The sequence below is a fragment of the Cellulosimicrobium sp. CUA-896 genome (genome assembly GCF_001942335.1).
Lineage (GTDB): Bacteria > Actinomycetota > Actinomycetes > Actinomycetales > Cellulomonadaceae > Cellulosimicrobium.
In genome coordinates this window covers 22,236-44,054 of the sequence record NZ_MKKH01000018.1, presented here as the reverse complement: position 1 = coordinate 44,054, position 21,819 = coordinate 22,236, and the positions used below count along the sequence as shown (strand labels likewise).

Sequence of the window (21,819 nt, the reverse complement as noted above, 5' to 3'; positions counted from 1 at the left end):
CGGGTCCCCCGGTCGCCGACCACGACGTTGCTGCCGATATCGCGCCGATACCGGCAGCAACGTCGTGCTCGGCGGGCACGGGCACCGTCACCGGCGGGGCCTGTGGATGACGCCGGCGACGGTCGCGCGCCCGTTGCTACGGTCACGGCGCGACGCGGGCACCCGGCCCGCGACGGACCGGATCGGGGGCGCGGTGGCGCACGTCGACGTCGACACGGAGGCCCTCGCGCTCGCGGCGGCACGCACGGCGGGCGCCGCGGGATCGCTGCTCGGCGTGGCCGGCCCGCAGGGCGACCCGTCGGGCGCGACGGGCGACGCGGCGCTCGGGGCGGCCGTCGCGGGGCTGCACGCCACGTGGGCGCCCGCGCACCGGGCGCTCCTCGCCGACCTCGACGCGCTCGCCGCCGCACTGCGGGGCGCGGCCGCGGTGCTCGACGGCGCGGAGTCCGCGACCGCAGGCCGGCTCGCCGAGCTGCTCGTCCCCGGCACGGCCGCGGGTCCGCTGCGGTCCCGGGCGGTGTGACGCCGTGAGCGAGCCCGAGCTCGGGCCTCTGAGCGGGGACCCGACGGCACTGTCCGCCGCGGCCGAGGCGTTCGGGCGCGCCCAGGCCGCGCTCGCGGCCGTGGGCGACGGGCTGGCGCCCGTGCGCGACGCGCTGGTCGGGCAGCGCAGCACCGCCGTGGCGCTCGCGCTCGGGCACGTCGACGACCTCGCGACGCGAGCCGGCACGCACGCTGCCCTGCTCGGGGTCGCCGCGCCCGCGCTGCGCACGTACGCCGACCGGCTCGCCGTCCGGCAGGCCGACGCGGCGGCGGCGGTGGTCCGGCGCGAGGCCGCGCTGGCCGAGGTGGAGCGCTGGACGCGGGAGGAGTGGGCCGCGCGCAGCGGGTCCGCCTGGGCCCCGCCGGGGGGCGGCGACCCGGCGGCGGACGAGCGTGCGCGCGTGGCCCGTCAGCGCGCCGACGCCGCGCGCGACGACGCCCGCCGTGCGGAGGACGAGTGGCGCCGGGCTCGCGACGCGAAGCGCGACGACGCGCCGGGCGGCGTCAGGTCACGGCGCTGCACGACGCCGGCGCGGTGCGGGCCTGGGTCGGCGCGGGCGGCGACCTCGCGTCGTTCCCGTCGTCGACCGCGGGCCTGGCCGCCGCCCGGCTGGTCGACACCGTCGTGGGCCGCGGCGTGCGCGGCGCGGCGCGCGAGGCGGCGGTCGCCGAGCTGGCCCGGCAGCTCGACAGAGCCGGCGACGACCCCGCCTTCTGGGCGGCCTTCTACCGCGAGACGAGCCCGGCGGACCTGTACGTCCTGCTCGGCGAGGACGGCGTCGCGGTCGACGTCGACGGGTCGGTGCTGGACCGCTCGTCGCCCGCCGGGGAGGCCGCCGCGGCGGTGCGGTCGAGCTTCGGTACGTGGACGGCGACCCTGACGCCCGCGGAGCAGGAGGCGCTGGGTGCACGGGTCGTCGACGACCTCGGGACGCGGACCATCCCGGTCGGGTGGTCGTCCACCGCGACGCTGCTCCTCGCCGGCGCGCACGTGCACCCCCGCGTGCACGCGGGCGCCGTCCGGAGGATCGAGGCGGTGCGCCGCGACCTCGCGGCTTACCCCGACCCGCTGACCCCGATCCCGTTCGAGCGGGACACGGCACACCTGACCGCCGCCGCCCTCGAAGGGATGGCCGCGTCGTCCGAGGAGTCGCTGCGCTTCCTCTCCGGCGACGGGGACGACAGCCTCGCCGCGGCGCGGTCCGCGCTGTGGTTCGGCACGCAGCCCGCGGGCGGGTGGGCGGACGGCGGCGACGGCGTGACGGCGCTGCTGCGGTCGGCCGTGCTCCACGGCGAGGCCGACGCCGACCACCAGCAAGCCTCTGCCCTCGTCCTGTCCCGGGCGACGGTCGAGCTCCCCGGCGGCCTGCTCGCGCACGACGGTCTGCTCGCGGCGCGGGGCCTCCTCCCGTTCGAGCTCTCGGAGACGGCGCAGCGCCGCCTCGCCGACGCGTACGTGCCCTACGTCGACGCGTTCGACCGCAACGTCAACTCCATGGACGACTTCCCTGCGGTCGGGACGTGGACGGCGCTGCCCGACGCTCACGACGCCGCCTTCCCGGGCATCGCCGGTCGTCACCTGCCGTACCTCGAACCGCAGAGCCTCAGCGACGTGCTGTCCGCCACGATGGCCGACGAGGCGGGGACGGCACGGTGGCAGCGCGAGATGCTCGAGCACTACGAGCGGTCGGCGCGCGCCGTCCTCGCGCCGGGCTCGGACGTCCGCGGGCGGGCGGAGACGATCTCCGTCGTCGACGCCTTCCTGCACGCCCACGACCACGCGGTGTCCGACGCGGCGTCATCGCCGGCAGCATGCACCGGGCGGCGCTCGAGCACGCGGAGGACGGGAACGCGCGGTACGAGGCCCAGGTGTCGACCCTCATGACGGCGCTCGGGCTCCTCGCCCCGACACGGGGAGCGTCGGCCGCCGCCGCTCCCGTGCTCACCGTCGCCGGCGACTACCTCGTGAGCCTCGACGGCCAGGTGCGGATGGCCGTCGACGAGGCGGCGGCGGAGGGTCACGCCGAGCAGGTCGTCCTGGCGAGCCGCGGACGGAGCCTCCTGCTGGCCGCGCTCGTCGAGGACGGCGTGGACCCCGGGGAGGCCGAGCGACTCGTCGCCGCCCGCCTCGCCCTCGACGACGGCACCTCCCGTGCCGCCTTCACGTCCGCGTTCAAGGAGGCCGCCGGACTCGCGGAGCCCACCGGCACGCCCGAGCTCGACCCCACCGCCACCGCCGATCCCTCCGAGCCGGAGAGCACCCTGTGAGATCGATCCTCGTCACACCCCTCGTCCGCATCCTCCTGGTCGCCCTCGCCCTCTCGGGCGTGCTCGCCGTGTCGCTCCTCGTCGGGCGGGCGCAGGCGGAGCATTCCCGGCTGCGCGCCGAGGAGGAGCTGCGGACGGACCTGCGGACCTGGCCGACGGCGCGCTGGAGCATCGGGCCCGACGCCTTCCCCGGCGAGGACGTCGTGGACCTCGAGCGCCCGCCGGTGCCGAAGGGCTCGCACCTGTCCGCGATCCGCGCGATACCCCTCGTCGATCCGCTGGGCAAGTACAGCGCGTTCCTGTACGAGCACGAGCTGGCGGTCGCCAACGACGACGGCGCGGTCGCCGACAGGTGGCTGCGCGTCGGGGAGGTCGACGTCCTGTCGAGCGTCGTGCAGACGACGCGGCACCCGACGCCGGACCCCTTCGTCGGGGAACGGGCACCGCAGCCTGAACGGGTCGACGCCGCCTACGAGTCGCTGTGCCACGACTTCCGAGGGATCGCGCGGCGACCGACGGTGCCGCCATGGTCAGGCTGGAGGGCGTCGACGACCTCTGCGAGGACGAACCCTGGCTCGCCGGCGTGCCGGTCCTCCCGGACGACGGGCCGGTGACCGCCACGGGCGTCCGCGGCGTCCAGATCGACGACGTCCACGTCGCCGACCTGCCCGGCGACCTTCCCGAGATCGAGGTCCCGCGGCGGACGACCCTGGTGACGACACGCGTCGAGGACGCGATGCTCCTCGTCGGCGTCAGCGGACCGCTGGACGCGGCGCAGGACGTCGACGCGGTCGCTCTCCTCGAGGCCCTCGCCGCCCAGGTGCGCGCCGACCCACCGACCTACGACGACTGAGCCGGACGCTCCGCAGCACACCCCGGCCCGCCGGGGTCACAGCGCGTCGAGCAGACCCCGCATCCGGTCGATCTCCGCGCCCTGACCCGCCGCGGTGTCGGCGGCGATCTCGAGCGCGTACGTGTCCTGCCCGTCGACGAGCACGACGTCGGCCATGTCGAGCGCGCCCTGGTGGTGCTGGATCATCCCCTCGAGGAAGAGCCGGTCGAACTCCGCGCCGGTCGCGCCCTCGAGCGCCGCCATCTGGTCCGCGCTGAGCATGCCCGCCATGCCGCCCGCGCCGTGGTCGTGCCCGGCGTCGGGGACGCGCGGCCCGGTGCCGTCGAGGGCCTCCGCCTCGGCGGGCACCGGCAGCTCGCGCTCCTGGAGCCACGCCGCGAGGGCGTGGATCTCCGGTCCCTGCGCCGCGGCGATCCGCTCGGCGAGCGCGACGACGTCGGGCGACTCGGCACGGTCGGGCGCGAGCGCCGCCATCTCGAGCGCCTGCAGGTGGTGCCCGATCATGTCGGTCACGAACGCGACGTCGGCCGGGTTCCACTCCCCCGGGTCGGCCGGCCCGGCGAAGTCCTCGGGCGCCGTCGTGCGCGCGGTCTCGCCCGGCTGCCCCGGCTGCACGACGACGCTCGACGGCGTCGCGGTCGCCTCGTCGTCACCGGTGCACGCGACGGCCCCGAGCAGCGTGGCGACGACGACGGCGCCGGTCAGTGCGCGGTCGCGGCGAGCACGCCGCGGATTACCACCAGGAAAACTCTCCACGCCGCCTGTTCCCTCCGTGTAAAAGGTCACGAAAGATGCCCGATATGGGTAGCCGGGTGCGGTATCTCCCGACAGAATTCGGGCACCCTACCAAGGAGGTGTTTCCCCCGTGCATCGATCGACGCACAGGCAACGGAGCCGGGGCCTGGTCGCCTCAGCACTGGCCGCGGGACTCGCGGTCTCGTCCCTCGCCGTCGCGGCACCGGCGCTCGCCGAACCGTCCGACGGCTCCCCCGAGGCGGTCGCGGACCTCGTCGACCTGCCCGCGCAGCGCCTCGCGCCGCTCGCCGTCGAGGACCCCGTCCTCGGGGTCGGCGAGATCGCGAGCAGCCCCAACCTCGAGCTGGTCGCCACCATCCCCAAGAACGGCGCCTTCGCGCCGGAGGGCCAGTACAGCTCCGACCTCGCGTTCCAGGGGCGGTACGCGTTCGCCGGCAACTACGGCGGTTTCACCGTCTACGACGTCTCGGACCCCACGAACCCCGCGCAGGTCGCGCAGGTCGTGTGCCCCGGCTCGCAGAACGACATCTCCGTGCACGGGAACCTCCTCGTCCTCAGCACCGACTCCTCCCGCAGCACCGACTCCTGCGACAACGTCGCGCAGAGCGCCACGGTGAAGGAGTCGTGGGAGGGCATCAAGGTCTTCGACATCTCCGAGCCGACGTCGCCGCAGTACGTCGCGTCGGTCGAGACGCAGTGCGGCTCCCACACGCACTCCCTCGCGCCGAGCAAGGACGGCGAGGACCTGTTCGTCTACGTCTCCTCCTACAGCCCGAACCGGTCGTTCCCCGACTGCCAGCCGCCGCACGACCTCATCAGCGTGGTGCAGATCCCGCTCGACGACCCGGCGTCGTCGGCCGTCGTGTCGACGCCCGTCCTCTTCCCGGACGGCGGCAACCCGGGGGGCAACGGCTCGAGCACGACGTCCGGCTGCCACGACATCACGACCTACCCGTCGAAGGACCTCGCGGCGGGCGCGTGCATGGGCGACGGCATCCTCATGGACATCACCGACCGCGCGCACCCCGTGGTGACCGAGGTCGTGCGCGACACGGAGAACTTCGCGTTCTGGCACTCGGCGACGTTCAACAACGCCGGCACGAAGGTCGTCTTCACCGACGAGCTCGGCGGCGGCGGCGCGCCCACGTGCAACGCGACGGTCGGCCCGGAGAAGGGCGCCGACGCGATCTACGACATCGTCGACGGCGAGCTCGTCTTCGCCAGCTACTACAAGATCAGCCGGGAGCAGGCGCCGACGGAGAACTGCGTCGCGCACAACGGCTCGCTGATCCCCGTGCCCGGCCGCGACATCATGGTCCAGGCCTGGTACCAGGGCGGCATCTCGGTGTGGGACTTCACGGACTCGGCGAACCCGGTCGAGATCGCGTGGTTCGACCGCGGTCCGCTGTCGAGCGAGCGGCTGATCCTCGGCGGGTCGTGGTCGGCCTACTGGTACAACGGCGCGATCATCTCGAACGACATCCAGCAGGGCCTCGACGTGCTCCTGCTGGACGACCCGGCGACGAACGCCGCGAAGTCGGTCCTCACGGACGAGTTCAACCCGCAGGCGCAGCCGACGTACGTCGAGCCGGCCGCGTGGTCGAAGGGCACCACGTACCAGGGTGGCGCGACGGTCACGTACGCGGGCGCGTCTGGCGGGCCCAGTGGTGGACGACGGGCCAGGTGCCCGGCGCCGACCCGTGGGGCCCGTGGGAGGAGATCGCGGGCGTCGACTCCGAGGCGTCGGCGCGTGGAAGCCGTCGCGCGTCTACGTCCAGGGCGACGTCGTCGTCCACGACGGCACCGAGTACACCGCGAAGTGGTGGACCCGGAACCAGGAGCCCGGCGACCGCTGGGGCCCGTGGGAGCCGTCGTCCTGACGCCGACCCCCTGAGGTCGGGCGTCTCGACCGAGCATGCGGGCGTGGCCCGTCCGGTTCTCCGGGCGGGCCACGACCGCGTGGCCGGCGGGTCGGGGTCGTGCCGGGAGAAGGGGTCGAGGCGGTGTGCGGCCGTAGGCTCGTCCTCGTGGCCTCCCCGTCCTCCCCGCTGCCCGACGACGCGCGCTGCCCCTGCCTGTCGGGCGACACCTACGGGGAGTGCTGCGGGCGGTACCACGCGGCGCTGCGGGCGCCCGGCGGCACGGCGTCCGGGTCCGCGCCGTCCGTGGCCCCGACGGCGGAGGCGCTCATGCGCTCGCGGTACAGCGCGTTCGTCGTCGGCGACGCCGACTACCTGCGCGCGACGTGGCACCCGTCGACCCGGCCGGAGACGCTGGACCTCGACGACGACGTGGAGTGGCGGCGCCTCGACGTGGTCCGCACCGCGGCGGGCGGCCCGTTCGACGACACGGGTGTCGTCGAGTTCGTCGCGCACCACCGCTCGCGCGCGCACCCGTCCGACCGCGGCCACCTGCACGAGGTGAGCCGGTTCGTCCGCGAGGACGGCCGCTGGCTCTATGTCGACGGCTCGCTCGACGGCACGGACGGCTGAGCGCCCGTCACCCCGCAGACGCGTCGAGGGCTGCGAGCACCTGGTCCCGGCCCGGCACCGCGTCCTGCGCTCCCGGCCGCGTGACGGCGAGCGCCCCGGCGGTCCCCGCCACCCTGGCCGCGGCGACGAGGTCCGTCCCGCGGGCCAGCTCCGCGGCGAGCACCCCGCAGAAGGTGTCCCCCGCGCCGGTCGTGTCGACGACGTCGACGCGGCGGCCGGCCAGCCGCACCGGCTCCTCGCCGCGACGGGCGACGAGGCAGCCGTCGCCGCCGAGCGTCACGACGACCGCGGACACCCGCGTGAGCAGGGAGGCCGCGAGGCCGTCCGGGGCGGCGTCGGATCCCGCCCCGGCGAGGTCGGCGGCCTCGTGCTCGTTGACGACGAGGACGTCGATCTCACGCCACAGCTCGTCGGGCAGCTCGCGCGACGGCGCGGCATTGAGCACGAACAGGACACCGCGACGGCGCGCCCGGGCAGCCGCGACGACCGTCCCGACCGGGATCTCGAGCTGCGCGAGGACCACGTCGGCCTCGGCGAGGAGCCGGCGCTCGGCGTCGTCCACGACGACCCGCCCGTTGGCGCCCGGCGCGACGACGATCGCGTTCTCGCCGCCGGGCGAGACCGTGATGAGCGCCGTCCCGGACGCGCCGGGGACCGTGCGGACCGCGTCCGTGCCGACCCCCGCCCGGTCGAGCGAGGCCCGGAGCAGGCGCGCGCCGTCGTCGTCCCCGAGCGCCCCGACGAAAGCGGTCACGGCGCCGCCCGCGAGCGCCGACGCGACCGCCTGGTTCGCGCCCTTGCCGCCGGGCGCCCGGCGCAGCTCCCCGCCGAGCACCGTCTCGCCGCCGTGGGGGTGGCGCGGGACGTCGACGACCACGTCGACGTTCGCGCTCCCGACGACGACGACGCGGCCGTCGCCGGTCGGACGACCCGCCCCGGCGTGCGTCCCGTCCGTCCCGGCGCGCGTCCCGTCCGTCTCCAGCTCCACGCCGTCCATCCTGCCTCGAACCTGCCTCGTACCTGCCTCGTACCTGCCTCGGCCCGCGCCGGTCAGCGGTGCGCGGCCACGGCGTCGTCGATGCGCGCCCGGGTGTCCGCGTCGACGGCGGGCAGGGACATGCGCGAGGCCCACGTCGCGCCGTCGCGCGCGGCCATGGCGGCCTTGAGCCGCGGGATGGTCGGGCCGACGAGCGGCACGATCTCCTGCACCGTGCGCTGCAGCGCTTCGGCGGCCGCGTCGCCCGCGTCCAGGGCCGCGGCGAGCGCGGCGAACGTCTCGGGGAACGCGCTCGAGACGCCGGAGACGACGCCGGTGCCGCCGGCGGCGAGGACGGCCGGCAGCGTCGAGTCGTCGCCGGAGTACAGCTGCTGGCCGTCGCGCAGCACGGCGGCGTACTCGGGCAGGCGCGCGGCGGCGCCGCCGGACAGCTTGACGCCGACGAGTCCGGGCAGCTCGAGGACCCGGCGCAGCGTCTCGGGCGACACCTCGGAGCCGGTCCGCTCCGGGAAGAGGTAGGCGTACACCTCGGCCCCGGGGTGGGCCTGCGTGAGCGCGCGGAAGAACTCGACGACCCCGTCGTCGTCGGTGGGCAGGTAGTACGGCGTGAGCAGCGCGAAGCGCGTGATCCCCAGCTCGGCGGTCGCGGCCGCGAGGCGCAGGACCTGCCGCGTGCTGCCGTGGCCGAGGTGCGCGATGACGCGCTCCGCGCCGAGCACGTCGACGGCGCGGCGGAACAGCTCGACCCGCTCGTCGTCCTCGAGCGCGGGGAACTCCCCCGTCGTGCCGGCGACGAGCGCGCCGCCGACGTGCGGGGCGATCGCGGCGAGCGCCTTCTCGTACGTCCCGAGGTCGAGCTCGCCGTCGGTGGTGAACGGGACGGGGACGGCGCTGACGATGCGTGCGGTCATGATGTCCTTCCGGTGGGCCCCGGCCGTGGGCGCGGGACGTCGTGGTGCGGGTCTGCTGGAGGGGGCGGATCGGCCGGACGGCGTCGGCGACGCCGGGCGGTCAGGCGGAGCGGAGCAGGTCGAGCGGGACGCGCGCCTCGACGACCCCGCGGCGCTGCCAGGTGTAGGTGACGAGCAGGGCGTCGCGCTGGAGCACGGCGGCCGGGTAGGAGTACTCCCCCACCCCGGCGGTCTCGACGCCCTCGTCCGCGGGGGCGAAGGCGGCGACGCCCTGCGGGGGCAGCGCCGGGACGAGCAACGGGTCGTCGTCGACCGGGGTGCGGCCGTCCTCGACCGTCGCGGCGTGGCGCCAGGTGCGGCCGTCGTCGTCGGACACGGACACGACGAGCGGGCAGCGCGCGGCCCAGTCCCCGGACACCGGGTTGTGGACGCACGCGACGCGGCCGCCCGGCAGCGCGACGGCGGTGAGGCCCGAGTTGTTGTTCGGCAGGTCCGCGGGTTCGGCGGTGGACCACGTCCGCCCGCCGTCGGCGGACGACGAGCGCAGCGCGTGCCCTCCGTGCTGCGCAGCAGCGCGTGCACGGTCCCGTCGGCACCGGCCCAGAGCGCGGGCTGGATCGCGCCGGCGCCCCGCATGCCGGCGCGGTCGAGCGGGATCGGGGTCTTCTCCCAGGTGCGGCCCGCGTCGGTCGAGCGGTCGACGAACGGCGCCCACTCGGGCCGCTCGCCCCAGCGCTCGGTCGACCCGGGGGCGAGCCACGCGCCGTCGGGCAGCAGGAGCGGCGGGTTCTTCACGGGACCGCGCCCGCCCGCGTCGCCCGGGACGAGCTCACGGGCGTCGGTCCACGTGCGCCCGCCGTCGGTCGAGCGGGCCACCCACGTCGACCACGCGGAGATCCGCGGGCCGCGCTTGGCGAAGAGCCAGACCGCGCCGTCGGGGCCGTGCGCGAGCACGGGGTTCCAGTGCGGGACGTCGGCGTCGAGCACGACCTGCGGCTCGTCCCACGCGCCGTCCGGCGCCCGGCGGGCGAGGCGCACGCGCGTGTCCGCGGCGCCCTCGCGCGTGCCCGCGAACCAAGCCACGAGCACGTCGCCGCCGACGACGAGCACCGACGAGGCGTGCGCCTGGAACCGCTCGGGCCCGTCGACGTGCACCCAGCGGCGCCGCACGCGGCGGTCGACGGCGGGCGCCGCGGCGGCGGCGGTCACCGCGCGCTCCCGCTCGTCGCCTTCTCGAGCTCCGCCTCACGGGCGGCGCGCTCGCGGCGCGCCGTGCGGGCCCGGGCGACGATCGGGGTCGCGAGGCCGACGAGCGCGAGCACGAGGAGCACGGCCGCGATGGGCTGGGTGACGAGCACCGCCGGGCCGTCGATGAGCAGGGCGCGGCGCAGGTTCGCCTCGGCGAGCGGGCCGAGGAGCAGCCCGAGCACGACCGGCCCGGCCGGGAAGCCGGTGCGCTTCATGATCACGCCGACCACGCCGGAGACGAGCATGACCCACACCGTGTACATGTTGTTCGTCGTCGTGTACGTGCCGACGACGCAGAACACGAGGATGCCCGCCCACAGGTAGTGGTTCGGCAGGTCGAGCAGCTTCACCATGCCGCGCATGCGCACGAGGCTGATCCCGAGGGACAGCACGGTGGCGACGATCATGATGGTCGCGATGGTCACGACCAGGTCGGGGTTGTTGCTGAACAGCGACGGCCCCGGCTGCAGGCCCCAGATGACCATCGAGCCGACCATGACGGCCATGACGGAGTCGCCCGGGATGCCGAGCGCCATCGTCGTGGTGAGGGACCCGCCGAGGGTCGCGCTCGAGGAGGTGTCCGCCGCGGCGAGACCCTCGACCGAGCCCTTGCCGAACTTCTCCGGCTCCTTCGACATCCGCTTGGCGCGGTCCCAGCCGATGAGGCCGGCGATGTCGCCGCCCGCGGCGGGCACGACGCCGACGACCGTGCCGATGACGGAGCCGAGCGCGAACGGCTTGCCCATCTGCTTGAGCTCGCCGCGCGTGGGCCGCCACCGGCCGAGCGACGAGATCGGCTTCACGACGTGCGCCCGGTGCGTGAGGATCTGGTCGAAGAGCTCGGCGATGCCGAACAGGCCGATGATCACGGCGATGAACGGCAGGCCCGAGTTGAGGTCGTTGACGCCGAAGACGAAGCGCCCGTCGCCCGTGATGGGGTCGCGGCCGATCGTCGCGATCGCGAGACCGACGATGCCGGCGATGACGCCCTTGAGGATCGAGCGCGACGAGATGGAGATCATCACCGTCAGGCCGAACACGACGAGGGCGAACATCTCGGCGGGCCCGAACTCGAGTGCGAGCTGCGCGATGGGGCGGGCCGCGACGAGGAAGACGGCCATGACACGAGGATGCCGCCGGTGGTGACGAGCGAGGACGCGACGAGCGCGAACCCGGCCTTGCCCTGCTTCGCCAACGGATAGCCGTCGAGCGTCGTCGCGATCGCCGCCGGTGTGCCGGGGGTGTTGACGAGGATCGAGGGGATGCGGTCGCCGTAGTTCGCGCCCACGTAGATGGTGAGCAGCACCGCGAGGCCCTGCACGGGCTCGAGCGTGAGGGTGAAGCCGGCCGCGAGCGCGACCGCCATCGACCCGGTGACGCCGGGGAACGCCCCGACGAGGGTGCCGACGAGCAGGCCGGCGAGGAGGCAGACGAGGACCGTCGGGTCGAGCAGCGGGGACAGTCCGTCGAGGACGACGTTCACAGCGGCACCTCGAGAAGCGTGTGGAAGAGCAGGTAGATCCCCGCGGTCGTCAGCAGCGGGAAGAGGACGAGCGTCCGCCAGCCGCGGGCGCGAACAGGACGACGGCGGCGAGCAGGAAGACGGGCGTCGCGACGAGGAACCCGACGAGCGGCCACAGCACGAGGTACCCGGCCGCGAGCGCGACCGTCGCGACGAGCCGCACGACGCCCGAGCGGGTCGTCGCCTCGAGGTCGCCCCGGTCCGACGGCCGCACGACCGCCACGACGAGGAGCGCGACGGCGAGCGCCGCGCCGACGGTCCCGAGCAGCTCGGGCCACCAGCGCGGGTCGATGCCCCCCGTCTCGGCCCGCACCTCGATGCGGCGCGCGAGGAACGCGAGGGTGCCGAGGACCGCCAGCGCGACGAGCGCCGACCCGACCTCGAGACGCCGCGACGGACGCGCCGCCGGGACGGCGTCGTCGTCCCGGGTCGCGGCGTCGGACGAGCTCGCGTCGGTCGTCGCGGCATCCACCAGATCGGCGTCGGTCGGCCCGCCGGTCGTGGCGGCGTCGGCCGCGGCGCCCTCGGCGGGGGCCGCCGCCCCGTCCGCACGGGACGGGGCGGCGGCACCGCGGGTGCTGCGTGCGATCTTCATCAGTCGTCCCCGAGCAGCGTCCCGAACCGGTCGTACTCGCTGTTGACGAAGTCGGTGAACTCGTCCGCGGTCTTGTAGACCGGCAGGTTGCCGGACTTCGTCACGGTGTCGACGAAGCCGTCGGACGTCGCGGCCTCCTCGATCGCCGACTCGAGCGTGGAGCGCACCTCGTCCGGCAGGCCCGCGGGCGCGTAGATGCCGCCCCAGCCACCGAACTCGAGGTCGTAGCCGGCGTCCGCGGCCGTCGGGACGTCGGGCAGGTCGGGGTACGCCTCGTCGTGGAACACGGCGAGCGCCTTGACCTGACCCTCCTCGACCGCGGCCGACACCTCGCCGGCACCGGCCACGGCGGCGTCCACCTGGCCGCCGACCGCGGCCGCGAGCGCCGGGGCGCCGCCGTCGAAGGGCACGGGGCTGAGCTGAGCGCCCGTCTCCGCGGCGAGGCCGAGCGCCGCGGCCTCCCAGATGGAGCCCGCGCCGGAGTTGGCGACGGACAGCGTGCTCGACTGCGCGGCGTCGACGAAGTCCTCGAGGGTGTCGTACGGGCTGTCGGTCGGGACGACGAGCACGCCCGGGGCGAGCATGATCTGGCCGAGGAAGTCGTAGTCGGCCGGGTCGACGTCGAAGCCCGTGTGACCGAGCATCGCGATCTCCACGGGGGAGAACCCGATGGTGTAGCCGTCCGGCTCCTGCCCGGCGACGTACTGCATCGCCGTCGAGCCGGAGGCGCCGGGGCGGTTCTCCACGACGATCGACTGCCCGAGGATCGGCTCGAGCTCGGACGCGAGGGCGCGCGACGTGAGGTCGGAGCCGCCGCCGGCCGCGGCCTGGACGATCAGGGTGATGTCGTCCGTGGGGAACTCCTCGCCGCCTCCGCCGCCGGAGCCGGTGCCGCCGTCGGAGCAGGCGGCGAGCGCGAGGCCGGAGGCCGCGAGGGCGGCGCCGAGGGCGAGCGAGCGGGTGGTGCGTCGGGTCATGGTCGTAACAACTCCCTTGTCGGTACTCGGGTGGAGCGGGGGTACGGGTCGTGCGGGTCGGTGCGGCGCCCGGCGATGGGCGTCGGGACGGGGGCGTCGGGACGGGGGCGTCTCAGACGGGCGCGCCGTCGTCGCCCTGGGCGGTGGCCACGAAGCGCGAGTACGCGGCGAGCATGCGGCGGTGCGACCCGTCGAGGTGCGCGTCGAGCAGGGCCACGGCCTGCTGCTGGTCGCCGTCGCGGATCACGCGCAGCAGCTCGGCGTGGTCGTCGAGCGTGGGCGCGAGGTCCTGGTCCTCCGCGTTGGTCACCGTGAGCATCCCGGCGAACGTCGGGCGGTACTGCTGCCAGATCGTCTCGAGACGCCGGTGGCCGGACGCGGCGTAGAACGCGGTGTGGAAGTCGAGGTCGGCGGTCGCGAACGCGGCGGGGTCCTGCGCCGTCGCGGCCGCGGCCATGCGGTCGAGCGCGGCCTCGGCCGCGGCGTGGTCGACACCGGGCTCGCCCATGCACAGCCGCACGGCCTCGAGCTCGAGCAGCCGCCGCAGCACGTACAGCTCCTCGATGTCGTCGAGCGTGAGGCCGATGACGAAGACGCCGCGGCGGCGGGACTCGACGAGGCCCTCGGTCTCGAGCTGGCGCAGGGCGTCGCGCACCGGGCCGCGGCTGACGTCGAAGGTCCGCGAGAGCTGGGCCTCGACGAGGTGGGTGCCCGGGCGGAGCTCGCCGGTGATGATGAGACGGCGCAGGTGGTCGACGACGTGCTGCCCGAGCGCGGGAGCCGGCCGCACGCTGAGCGCGGTGCGCCCTCGCTGGCCGTCGGTGATGCTCACGTGGACCTCCTCGTCCGTGGTGTAATCGATTACTGCTAACGGTTGACCGTCAACATAAGCCCATGCACGCCGGGTGCGCAACACTCCTGGTCATCGCCGGTGCGTCGCCCCCGCGCCGTGCAGCAGACTGGGCGCCACCCCGACCCCAGGAGGTCCCGTGACCCGGATCGTCGACGTCGCCCGGCAGGCCGGCGTCTCGACCGCGACCGTCTCGCGCGTGCTCAACGGCAAGACCGTCCGCCCGGAGCTGGCCACGGCGGTGCACGCGGCGGTCGCCGAGCTCGGCTACGTGCCCGACCGCACGGCCCGGTCCCTGCGCCGCCGGTCGAGCGACGTCGTCGCGCTCGTGCTGCCCGACGTCGAGAACCCGTTCTTCACCGCCGTCGCGCGCGGCGTCGAGGACGTCGCCCAGCAGGCGGGCTACTCCGTCGTGCTGTGCAACACCGACGACGACCCGGCCAAGGAGGCGCGCTACCTCGACGTCGCCGAGCACGAGAACATGGCCGGCGTCCTCATCGCCGCCGCGCCCGGCGCCCCACCGCTCGGCAACCTCCTCGCCCGCGGTCGCGCCGTCGTGGCGCTCGACCGCGCGGTCCGCGACGACGTCGACCAGGTCACCTTCGACAACGCCGCCCTGGGGCGTCGCGCGACGCGCTCGCTCCTGGACCGCGGGTTCCGGCGCATCGCCTGCGTGACCGGGCCGCGCGAGACCAGCACCGCCGCGCAGCGCGCCGAGGGCTGGCGCGCCGCGCTCGCCGAGGAGGGGCTCGACGCGCCGGACGAGCTCCTGATCCACGCCAACTTCCGCGTCGACGGCGGCTACGCCGCGACGGCGGGGCTGCTCGACGCCGCTGGCGCCCCGGACGCCGTCCTCGCCACGAACAACCTCGTGGGGGTCGGCGCGCTGCGCGCCCTCGCCGACCGTCGCGTCCCGCTCGCCGGGTCCGCCGACGACCGCGGCACCGCCACGGGGTCCGCGGCCACGGGCGTGGGGATCGTGGGCGACCTGCCGTTCGCGACGTCGCGCACCGACCAGGTCGCCCTGCTCCCCCTCAACCCGCGCGGGCTCGGCGTCACGGCCGCCGAGATGCTGCTCGAACGCCTCGACGGCCTGGACTCCCCCGCGCGCCACGTCGTCCTCGACGGCACGCCCGCCGCGGACGCGGGGCGGGTACCCGCCTGACGCCACGCCCGTCGCGCCGTCGGCCCGCCAGTCCGCCGAGGACTTGATTCTGTAATCGATTACTGACACCCTCGCCGCATGCCCACCCTCGCTTACGTCGGCGTCGACGTCGGGACCTCGAGCACCAAGGGCGTGCTGGTCGGCCCCGACGGCGCGATCCTGCGCAGCGCCACGCGTGCCCACGCCGTGCAGCGCCCCGCGCCCGGCCACGTCGAGATGGACGCGCGCGTCTGGTGGGACGAGCTCGTCGCGATCGTCACCCTGCTCACGGACGACCTCGCGCCCGGTGCCGCCCGCGGCGCCGACGTCCCGGGCGACCTCGAGGTCGCCGCGCTCGGCGTCTCCGGCATGGGACCGTGCGTCCTGCTCGCCGACGAGGCGGGCGAGCCCGTGCGGCCGGCGATCCTCTACGGCGTCGACACCCGCGCCACGCGGCAGATCGCGGAGCTCGACGCCGCGCTCGGCCGGGACACCGTCCTCGACCGCTGCGGCTCGGCCCTCTCCTCGCAGGCGGCGGGGCCGAAGATCGCCTGGGTCCGCGAGCACGAGCCCGACGTCTGGGCACGCGCCCGACGCCTGTTCATGCCGGCGTCCTACCTGGCGTTCCGGCTCACCGGCGCCTACGTGCTCGACCACCACTCGGCGTCGCAGTCGACCCCGCTGTACGACCCGCGCACCCACGCGTGGATCGACGACTGGGCGGACCTCGTCGCGCCGGGGCTCGAGCTGCCCGCGCTGCGGTGGGCGGGCGAGGCCGCCGGCGTGACGCGCGAGCCGCTCGGCGGCGTCCCGGCCGGCACGCCCGTGACCACCGGCACGATCGACGCCTGGTCCGAGGCCGTCAGCGTCGACGCGCACCGCGTCGGCGACCTCATGGTCATGTACGGCACGACGACGTTCCTCGTCGCCACCGTCGCCGAGCCGCTGCGCAGCGAGACGATGTGGGGCACGGTCGGCGCCTACCCGGGCACCCACAACCTCGCCGGCGGCACCGCGACGTCGGGCGCGATCACGTCCTGGCTGCGCGAGCTCACCGGCGCCGACTACCCGGACCTCCTCGCCGAGGCCGCGGCGTCGGGCCCCGGCGCGCAGGGGCTGCTCATGCTCCCGTACCTCGCCGGCGAGCGGACGCCGGTCCAGGACCCGCACGCGCGCGGCGTCGTCGCGGGCCTCACGCTCGAGCACACGCGCGGCGACCTGTACCGCGCGGCGCTCGAGGCCACCGCGTTCGCCGTGCGGCACAACCTGGAGACCATGCGCGACGCCGGTGCCGAGATCACGCGTGCCGTCGCCGTCGGGGGCGGCACGCAGGGCGACCTGTGGACGCAGATCGTCTCCGACGTCACCGGCCTCCCGCAGGCCGTCCCCGCCCGGACCATCGGCGCGAGCTACGGCGCCGCGATGCTCGCGGCGGGGATCGCCCACGAGCACGGGCACCTGGTCGACGTCGCGGCCTGGAACCCGCCCGTGCGCGTCGTCGAGCCCGACCCGGCGCTGCGCGCCACCTACGACGAGCTGTACGCCCTGTACCGGGACCTGTACCCGGCGAGCCGCGCCGTCGTGCACGCCCTCACCCACCGCACCGAAGGAGCACCCGCATGACCGAGGCACCCGCCTACGCGGTCCCCGCGCTCGCCGAGCCGGCCCCCGCGCCCGAGAACACCGTCTACCTCGTCGCGTCGGGCGACCTGCGCGAGTCCGCGAACGTCGCCGGCTGGCCCACCCAGGTCGAGCTCGAGCGCGTCCTCACCGACGCGTTCGCCGCGAACGGCTGGAAGGTCGTGCGCGCCAACGAGGTCGACCCGGCGACCGGGCACGGCTTCATCAGCTCCCAGCGCATGGGCCTCGACGTGTTCGCGACGATCCCCCCGGACGCCCCGCTCGTCGTCGCCGAGGCCGTCTGGCAGTACAGCCACCACGTCCTCGCGGGCCTGCGGACCCACCGTGGCCCGATCCTCACGGCCGCGAACTTCGCGGGCGACTGGCCCGGCCTCGTCGGGCTGCTCGGCCTCAACGCCGGCCTGACGAAGATGGGCCGGGACTACTCGACCGTGTGGACGGTCGACGGCACGGACGCGTGGTTCCAGGACGCGGTCCGCTCCTGGGTGACGACCGGCCGCATCGAGCACGACGCCTCGCACGTCCACCCGCTGCCGGAGCTCCCGGCGACCCCGGAGAAGGAGCTCGGCGACGCGCTCGCCGCCCAGCTGCTGCGCGAGAAGGCGATCATCGGCGTCTTCGACGAGGGCTGCATGGGCATGTACAACGCGATCTTCGACGACGAGCTGCTCAACGGCATCGGCATCTACAAGGAGCGGCTGTCGCAGTCCGCGCTGTGGGCGGAGATGCAGCGCGTGTCCGACGCCGAGGCCGACGAGGTCCAGCGCTGGCTCGAGGACGCGGGCATGACGTTCCGCCTCGGCACCGACGAGGCGACCGAGCTCACGCCGGCCCAGCTGCGCTGGCAGCACAAGATGTACGTCGCGGCGCTGCGCATCTCCGACGACTTCGGCCTCGACGCCGTCGGCATCCAGTACCAGCAGGGCCTCAAGGACCTGTCCCCCGCGTCCGACCTCGCCGAGGGCCTGCTCAACAACGTCCAGCGCCCGCCGGTCCGCTCGCGCGACGGCGCGCGCGTCCTGTGGGAGGGCGAGGCGTTCCCGCACTTCAACGAGGCCGACGAGGGCGTCGCGGTCGACGCGCTCGTCACGAACCGCGTGTGGACCGCGATGGGTCTCGACCCGGCCACGACCCTGCACGACGTGCGCTGGGGCGAGGAGCACGACGGCAGTTCGTGTGGGTCTTCGAGATCTCCGGCTCCGTCCCGCCGTCGCACCTCGAGGGCGGCTACGCCGGCGCCGAGGGCTGGCGCCAGGACCCGGTGTTCTTCCCGGCGGGCGGGTCGACGATCAACGGCGTGTCGAAGCCGGGCGAGATCGTGTGGTCGCGCGTGTACATCGCCGACGGGATCCTCCAGGTCGACCTCGGCCGCGCGAGCGTCGTGGCGCTCCCGGAGGAGGAGACGCGCCGCCGCAAGGAGGCGACGAACCCCGAGTGGCCGATCATGCACGCCGTGCTGCACGGCGTGAGCCGCGACCAGTTCATGGCCCGCCACAAGGCGAACCACCTCAACGTCGCCTACGCGCCCGACGCCGCGACGGCCGACCGCGCGCTGACCGCCAAGGCCGCGTTCTTCGCCGGCCTCGGCATGCCCGTCCACCTCTGCGGGGACACCGCCCTGTCCCGCTGAGGTGGTCCGACGAACCCCGGGTTGCACGCCGATCCACCGCCCGGACGGCGTGTAACCCGGGGTTCGGCACGTCCAGCCGCCGGCAACCCGGGGTTCGGCGCCTCCGGGCGGCCGGACGCGCGCTCAGCCCGCGACGCGCGGACCGCGCCGGGCCCCGACGACGGCGAGGACGGCTGCCGCCGCGAGCGCCCCGAGCAGCGCGCCGCCGGTGTTGAGGACGACGTCCTGCACGGTCGGGACGCGGCCCGGCAGCACGTTCTGGGTGAGCTCGATCGCCGCCGAGAGCGCCGCGCCCGCGAGCGTGACGAGGCCGACGGCGCGCCAGGTCCCCGGCACCGTGCCCCACCGGCGCCTCGCCGCCCCGCGCAGCAGCGGCAGCCCGAGCGCGCCGAACGGCAGGAACATCACGACGTTCGCGGACGCCTCGAGTACCGGGAGCGTCAGGGGGATGCCGAGCCCGCGAAGCACGTCGAGGGTCGCGGTGGCCCAGCCGGGCGCGGCGGTGGACTGCGGCGAGGGCCAGAGCGTCACGACGAGGACGGCGGCGAGGTAGGCGGCGAACGTCCACGTCAGCAGGCGCATCGGGCCAGCGTAGGGCGGCGCCCGGTGCGGCGTCCGGTCCGGTATCGCCGCCCCGCCGGACGATCACGGACTCTCCACCGGCCCCGCCCTTCGACGCGCGGATGCGGGCGAGGCTCGGTTCACTGGGCGCCATGGTCACCGTCGGCTTCCACGCCTCCCACGAACAGATCCCGCCCGGGCCGCTCCTCGACGCCGCGCGACGCGCGCAGGAGGTCGGGTTCGACGCCGCGATGTGCTCCGACCACCTCGCGCCGTGGAGCGCGCGGCAGGGCGAGTCCGGCTTCGCCTGGTCCTGGCTCGGCGCCGCGCTCGCGACGACGTCGCTCCCCTTCGGGGTCGTCACCGCACCGGGGCAGCGGTACCACCCCGTGATCCTCGCGCAGGCGATCGCGACGCTCGGCGCGATGTTCCCCGGGCGGTTCTGGGCCGCGCTCGGCTCGGGCGAGGCGATGAACGAGCACGTGACGGGCGACCGGTGGCCGACGAAGGCGGAGCGCGACGACCGGCTGCGCGAGTGCGTCGACGTCATCCGTGCGCTGCTCGCGGGCGAGGAGGTCACGCACCACGGCCGGGTCACCGTGGACCGGGCGCGCGTGTGGTCGCTGCCCGACGTCGCGCCGCGCCTCGTCGGTCCGGCCGTCACCCCGGCGACCGCCCGGCGGCACGCCGACTGGGCGGACGGCCTCGCCACCGTGAACCAGCCGGTCGAGTCGCTGCGTCGCGTCGTCGGGGAGTACCGCGACGCGGGTGGGCGCGGGCCGCTCGCGCTCCAGGTGCACGTCGCGTGGGCCGACGACGACGAGGCGGCGTTCGCCGTCGCGCAGGACCAGTGGCGCTCGAACCTGCTGCCGCCGAGCGTGAGCTGGCACCTGGAGACGCCCGAGCAGTACGACGCGGTCGCGGACCTCGTGCGGCCCGAGGAGGTGCGCGGCACGGTGCTCGTCGAGCACGACGCGCAGCGGTTCGCCGACCGCGTCGCCGAGATGGTCGCGTGCGGGTTCGACGAGGTCTACCTGCACCACGTCGGGCAGCAGCAGGACGCGTTCCTCGACGCGGCCGGCGCCGAGCTCCTGCCGCGTCTGCGCGAGGCGTGCGGGGGTGCCGCGTGAGGATCCGCGACACCGGCGACCTGTGGTGGAAGAACGCCGTCGTCTACTGCCTCGACGTCGAGACCTTCATGGACTGGGACGACGACGCGTCGGCGACTTCCCGGGCCTCGTCCAGCGCATCGACCACCTCGCCGACCTCGGCGTCACGTGCCTGTGGCTCATGCCGTTCTACCCGACGGCCGATCGCGACGACGGCTACGACATCACCGACTTCCTCGGCGTCGACCCGCGCCTGGGCGACCTCGGCGACGTCGTCGAGCTCGTGCGCACGGCGCGCGACCGCGGCATCCGCGTCATCGTCGACCTCGTCGTCAACCACACGTCCGACAAGCACCCGTGGTTCCGCTCCGCGCGCCGCTCGACGGACGACGTCTTCCGCGACTTCTACGTCTGGCGCTCCGACGAGCCGCCGCCCACCGGGGACCAGGTCGTCTTCCCCGACCAGGAGCAGGGCATCTGGACGCGCGACGAGAAGACCGGCGAGTGGTACCGGCACCGGTTCTACCGCCACCAGCCCGACCTCAACACGGCGAACCCGCAGGTGCGCGACGCCATCGCGAAGACCGTCGGGTTCTGGCTCGAGCTCGGCATCTCGGGGTTCCGGGTCGACGCCGTGCCGTACGCGCTGACCGACGCCGCGGCGAACCCGGACGACGAGATCGACGACCCGCACGACCTGCTGCGCGTCCTGCGCGCGTTCGTCGGGCGGCGCTCGGGCGACGCGATCCTCATGGGCGAGGTCAACCTGCCGTACCAGGAGCAGGCGCTCTACTTCGGCGACGGCGACCCCGGCGACGCCGACCCGGGCGGGGTGACGAGCACCGAGCTCACCCTCCAGTTCGACTTCAACGGGATGCAGGCGCTCTACCTGTCGCTGGCCCGGCACGACGCCGGCCCGCTCGCCGGGGCGCTGCGGGCGCGCCCGCCCATCCCCCACGACACGCAGTGGGCGACGTTCGTGCGCAACCACGACGAGCTGACGCTCGACAAGCTGACCGACGACGAGCGCGCCGAGGTCTTCGCCGCGTTCGGTCCCGAGGAGCACATGCAGCTCTACGGGCGCGGCCTGCGCCGTCGGCTCCCCCCGATGCTGGGCGGCGAGCCGCGCCGCGTGCGGATGGTCTACTCGCTGCTGTTCAGCCTGCCCGGGACGCCCGTGCTGTTCTACGGCGAGGAGATCGGCATGGGCGAGAACCTCGACGTGCCGGGGCGGCTCGCCGTCCGCACGCCCATGCAGTGGTCGTCGAGGGCGAACGGCGGCTTCTCGCGCGCGCCGGCGCGCCGCCTGGCCGCGCCGCTGCCCGGCGACGGGTACGCGCCCGAGCACGTCAACGTCGCCGACCAGCGGCGCGACCCGGACTCGCTCCTGACCTTCGTGCGGATGCTCGCGCACCGCTACCGCGAGTGCCCGGAGCTCGGCTGGGGCGACCCGGAGGTCCTCGATCAGCCGAACCCCGCGGTCCTCGCGCTGCGCACCACGTGGGACGACGCCTCGATGGTCACGCTCCACAACCTCTCCCCCGACCCGGCGGTCGTCAGCGTGACCCTCGACGACCTGCCCGAGGACGCACGTCTCGTCGACGTCCTCGACGCGCAGGACGTCGAGCCCGCCCCGGACGGGTCCGCCGAGGTGCGGCTCGACGGCTACGGGTTCCGGTGGCTGCGCATCACGCACCCCGGGTCGCGCCGGCTGCTGTGAGC

General features: G+C 75.1%; 19 protein-coding genes and 4 pseudogenes. 14 read left to right on the top strand and 9 right to left on the bottom strand.

Features of this window, described 5'->3' with window-relative positions; translation table 11 throughout:
• Positions 1-106: 106 nt before the first annotated feature.
• The 5 genes from BJF88_RS07520 to BJF88_RS07500 all read left to right on the top strand — a co-directional run bounded on the left by BJF88_RS07520 (position 107) and on the right by BJF88_RS07500 (position 3,664).
• On the top strand, positions 107-523 hold the full coding sequence (locus BJF88_RS07520) for a hypothetical protein (protein ID WP_139315965.1): 417 nt from the start codon (positions 107-109) through the stop codon (positions 521-523).
• A gap of 555 nt (positions 524-1,078) precedes the next feature.
• Positions 1,079-2,428: a hypothetical protein gene (locus BJF88_RS07515; protein ID WP_139315964.1), complete on the top strand. Its 1,350-nt coding sequence runs from the start codon at positions 1,079-1,081 to the stop codon at positions 2,426-2,428.
• On the top strand, positions 2,413-2,811 hold the full coding sequence (locus BJF88_RS07510) for a hypothetical protein (RefSeq protein ID WP_158068898.1): 399 nt from the start codon (positions 2,413-2,415) through the stop codon (positions 2,809-2,811). The genes BJF88_RS07515 and BJF88_RS07510 overlap by 16 nt, the downstream gene beginning before the upstream one ends.
• Entirely contained in the window at positions 2,808-3,425 is a 618-nt protein-coding gene (locus tag BJF88_RS07505; protein WP_075828355.1) for a hypothetical protein, read from the top strand. Before BJF88_RS07510 ends, BJF88_RS07505 begins: the two co-directional genes overlap by 4 nt.
• Positions 3,422-3,664 carry a hypothetical protein gene (locus BJF88_RS07500; protein WP_139315963.1) on the top strand — a complete coding sequence of 81 codons (243 nt, stop codon included), beginning with the start codon at positions 3,422-3,424 and terminating at the stop codon, positions 3,662-3,664. The genes BJF88_RS07505 and BJF88_RS07500 overlap by 4 nt, the downstream gene beginning before the upstream one ends.
• 36 nt (positions 3,665-3,700) lie before the next feature.
• On the opposite strand, the gene BJF88_RS07495 is transcribed toward BJF88_RS07500, so the two are convergent.
• On the bottom strand, positions 3,701-4,450 hold the full coding sequence (locus BJF88_RS07495; RefSeq protein WP_222843949.1) for a DUF305 domain-containing protein: 750 nt from the start codon (positions 4,448-4,450) through the stop codon (positions 3,701-3,703).
• Between the two features lie 79 nt (positions 4,451-4,529).
• Here BJF88_RS07495 and BJF88_RS23275 point away from each other — a divergent pair.
• The 3 genes and pseudogenes from BJF88_RS23275 to BJF88_RS07485 all read left to right on the top strand — a co-directional run.
• Positions 4,530-4,904: pseudogene (locus BJF88_RS23275) on the top strand (hypothetical protein); the annotation flags it as partial.
• 1,138 nt (positions 4,905-6,042) lie between these two features.
• Positions 6,043-6,300, top strand: coding sequence for a carbohydrate-binding protein (locus BJF88_RS23270; RefSeq protein WP_369824515.1), 258 nt, complete (start codon positions 6,043-6,045; stop codon positions 6,298-6,300).
• A 147-nt stretch (positions 6,301-6,447) separates the two neighbouring features.
• A complete protein-coding gene (locus BJF88_RS07485) occupies positions 6,448-6,912 on the top strand; it encodes a YchJ family protein (RefSeq protein ID WP_255371856.1) in 465 nt (154 codons plus the stop codon).
• 7 nt (positions 6,913-6,919) lie between these two features.
• Here BJF88_RS07485 and BJF88_RS07480 read toward each other — a convergent pair whose 3' ends face one another.
• The 7 genes and pseudogenes from BJF88_RS07480 to BJF88_RS07450 form a co-directional block, all read right to left on the bottom strand.
• Positions 6,920-7,900: a ribokinase gene (locus BJF88_RS07480; RefSeq protein WP_255371855.1), complete on the bottom strand. Its 981-nt coding sequence runs from the start codon at positions 7,898-7,900 to the stop codon at positions 6,920-6,922.
• A gap of 62 nt (positions 7,901-7,962) precedes the next feature.
• The gene (locus tag BJF88_RS21665) at positions 7,963-8,820 is read right to left on the bottom strand and encodes a dihydrodipicolinate synthase family protein (RefSeq protein ID WP_075828351.1); all 858 of its coding nucleotides are present in this window, start codon (positions 8,818-8,820) and stop codon (positions 7,963-7,965) included.
• A 100-nt stretch (positions 8,821-8,920) separates the two neighbouring features.
• Positions 8,921-9,858, bottom strand: a pseudogene (locus BJF88_RS21660) (exo-alpha-sialidase).
• 167 nt (positions 9,859-10,025) lie between these two features.
• A pseudogene (locus BJF88_RS07465) lies at positions 10,026-11,551 on the bottom strand (tripartite tricarboxylate transporter permease).
• 49 nt (positions 11,552-11,600) lie between these two features.
• The gene (locus tag BJF88_RS07460) at positions 11,601-12,185 is read right to left on the bottom strand and encodes a tripartite tricarboxylate transporter TctB family protein (protein WP_075828350.1); all 585 of its coding nucleotides are present in this window, start codon (positions 12,183-12,185) and stop codon (positions 11,601-11,603) included.
• A complete protein-coding gene (locus BJF88_RS07455) occupies positions 12,185-13,162 on the bottom strand; it encodes a tripartite tricarboxylate transporter substrate binding protein (RefSeq protein WP_075828349.1) in 978 nt (325 codons plus the stop codon). The genes BJF88_RS07460 and BJF88_RS07455 overlap by 1 nt, the downstream gene beginning before the upstream one ends.
• 112 nt (positions 13,163-13,274) lie before the next feature.
• On the bottom strand, positions 13,275-13,994 hold the full coding sequence (locus BJF88_RS07450) for a GntR family transcriptional regulator (RefSeq protein WP_222843948.1): 720 nt from the start codon (positions 13,992-13,994) through the stop codon (positions 13,275-13,277).
• Between the two features lie 157 nt (positions 13,995-14,151).
• On the opposite strand from BJF88_RS07450, the gene BJF88_RS07445 reads away from it, so the two are divergent.
• From BJF88_RS07445 to BJF88_RS21655, 4 genes are all read left to right on the top strand, one after another.
• Positions 14,152-15,177 carry a LacI family DNA-binding transcriptional regulator gene (locus tag BJF88_RS07445; RefSeq protein ID WP_075828348.1) on the top strand — a complete coding sequence of 342 codons (1,026 nt, stop codon included), beginning with the start codon at positions 14,152-14,154 and terminating at the stop codon, positions 15,175-15,177.
• Positions 15,178-15,255: 78 nt separating this feature from the next.
• On the top strand, positions 15,256-16,779 hold the full coding sequence (locus tag BJF88_RS07440; protein ID WP_075828347.1) for an FGGY-family carbohydrate kinase: 1,524 nt from the start codon (positions 15,256-15,258) through the stop codon (positions 16,777-16,779).
• Positions 16,776-18,266: a fucose isomerase gene (locus BJF88_RS07435; RefSeq protein WP_255371854.1), complete on the top strand. Its 1,491-nt coding sequence runs from the start codon at positions 16,776-16,778 to the stop codon at positions 18,264-18,266. Before BJF88_RS07440 ends, BJF88_RS07435 begins: the two co-directional genes overlap by 4 nt.
• Positions 18,242-18,427 (top strand): hypothetical protein, encoded by a 186-nt coding sequence (locus BJF88_RS21655; RefSeq protein ID WP_255371853.1) that lies wholly within the window; start codon positions 18,242-18,244, stop codon positions 18,425-18,427. The genes BJF88_RS07435 and BJF88_RS21655 overlap by 25 nt, the downstream gene beginning before the upstream one ends.
• 123 nt (positions 18,428-18,550) lie before the next feature.
• Here the strand turns inward: BJF88_RS21655 and BJF88_RS07430 are convergent, their stop codons facing one another.
• Entirely contained in the window at positions 18,551-19,009 is a 459-nt protein-coding gene (locus tag BJF88_RS07430; protein ID WP_075828346.1) for a VanZ family protein, read from the bottom strand.
• 131 nt (positions 19,010-19,140) lie between these two features.
• On the opposite strand from BJF88_RS07430, the gene BJF88_RS07425 reads away from it, so the two are divergent.
• Positions 19,141-20,118: a TIGR03885 family FMN-dependent LLM class oxidoreductase gene (locus BJF88_RS07425; protein ID WP_075828345.1), complete on the top strand. Its 978-nt coding sequence runs from the start codon at positions 19,141-19,143 to the stop codon at positions 20,116-20,118.
• Positions 20,115-21,817: pseudogene (locus BJF88_RS07420) on the top strand (alpha-amylase family protein). Before BJF88_RS07425 ends, BJF88_RS07420 begins: the two are co-directional and overlap by 4 nt.
• Positions 21,818-21,819: the final 2 nt, after the last annotated feature.

Coding starts and splice junctions, on each gene's coding strand:
- BJF88_RS07520 (WP_139315965.1), top strand. CDS start 107: ATGACGCCGGCGACGGTCGCGCGCCCGTTGCTACGGTCACGGCGCGAC.
- BJF88_RS21665 (WP_075828351.1), bottom strand. CDS start 8,820: ATGACCGCACGCATCGTCAGCGCCGTCCCCGTCCCGTTCACCACCGAC.
- BJF88_RS07460 (WP_075828350.1), bottom strand. CDS start 12,185: ATGAAGATCGCACGCAGCACCCGCGGTGCCGCCGCCCCGTCCCGTGCG.
- BJF88_RS07455 (WP_075828349.1), bottom strand. CDS start 13,162: ATGACCCGACGCACCACCCGCTCGCTCGCCCTCGGCGCCGCCCTCGCG.
- BJF88_RS07440 (WP_075828347.1), top strand. CDS start 15,256: ATGCCCACCCTCGCTTACGTCGGCGTCGACGTCGGGACCTCGAGCACC.
- BJF88_RS07435 (WP_255371854.1), top strand. CDS start 16,776: ATGACCGAGGCACCCGCCTACGCGGTCCCCGCGCTCGCCGAGCCGGCC.
- BJF88_RS21655 (WP_255371853.1), top strand. CDS start 18,242: ATGCACGCCGTGCTGCACGGCGTGAGCCGCGACCAGTTCATGGCCCGC.
- BJF88_RS07430 (WP_075828346.1), bottom strand. CDS start 19,009: ATGCGCCTGCTGACGTGGACGTTCGCCGCCTACCTCGCCGCCGTCCTC.
- BJF88_RS07425 (WP_075828345.1), top strand. CDS start 19,141: ATGGTCACCGTCGGCTTCCACGCCTCCCACGAACAGATCCCGCCCGGG.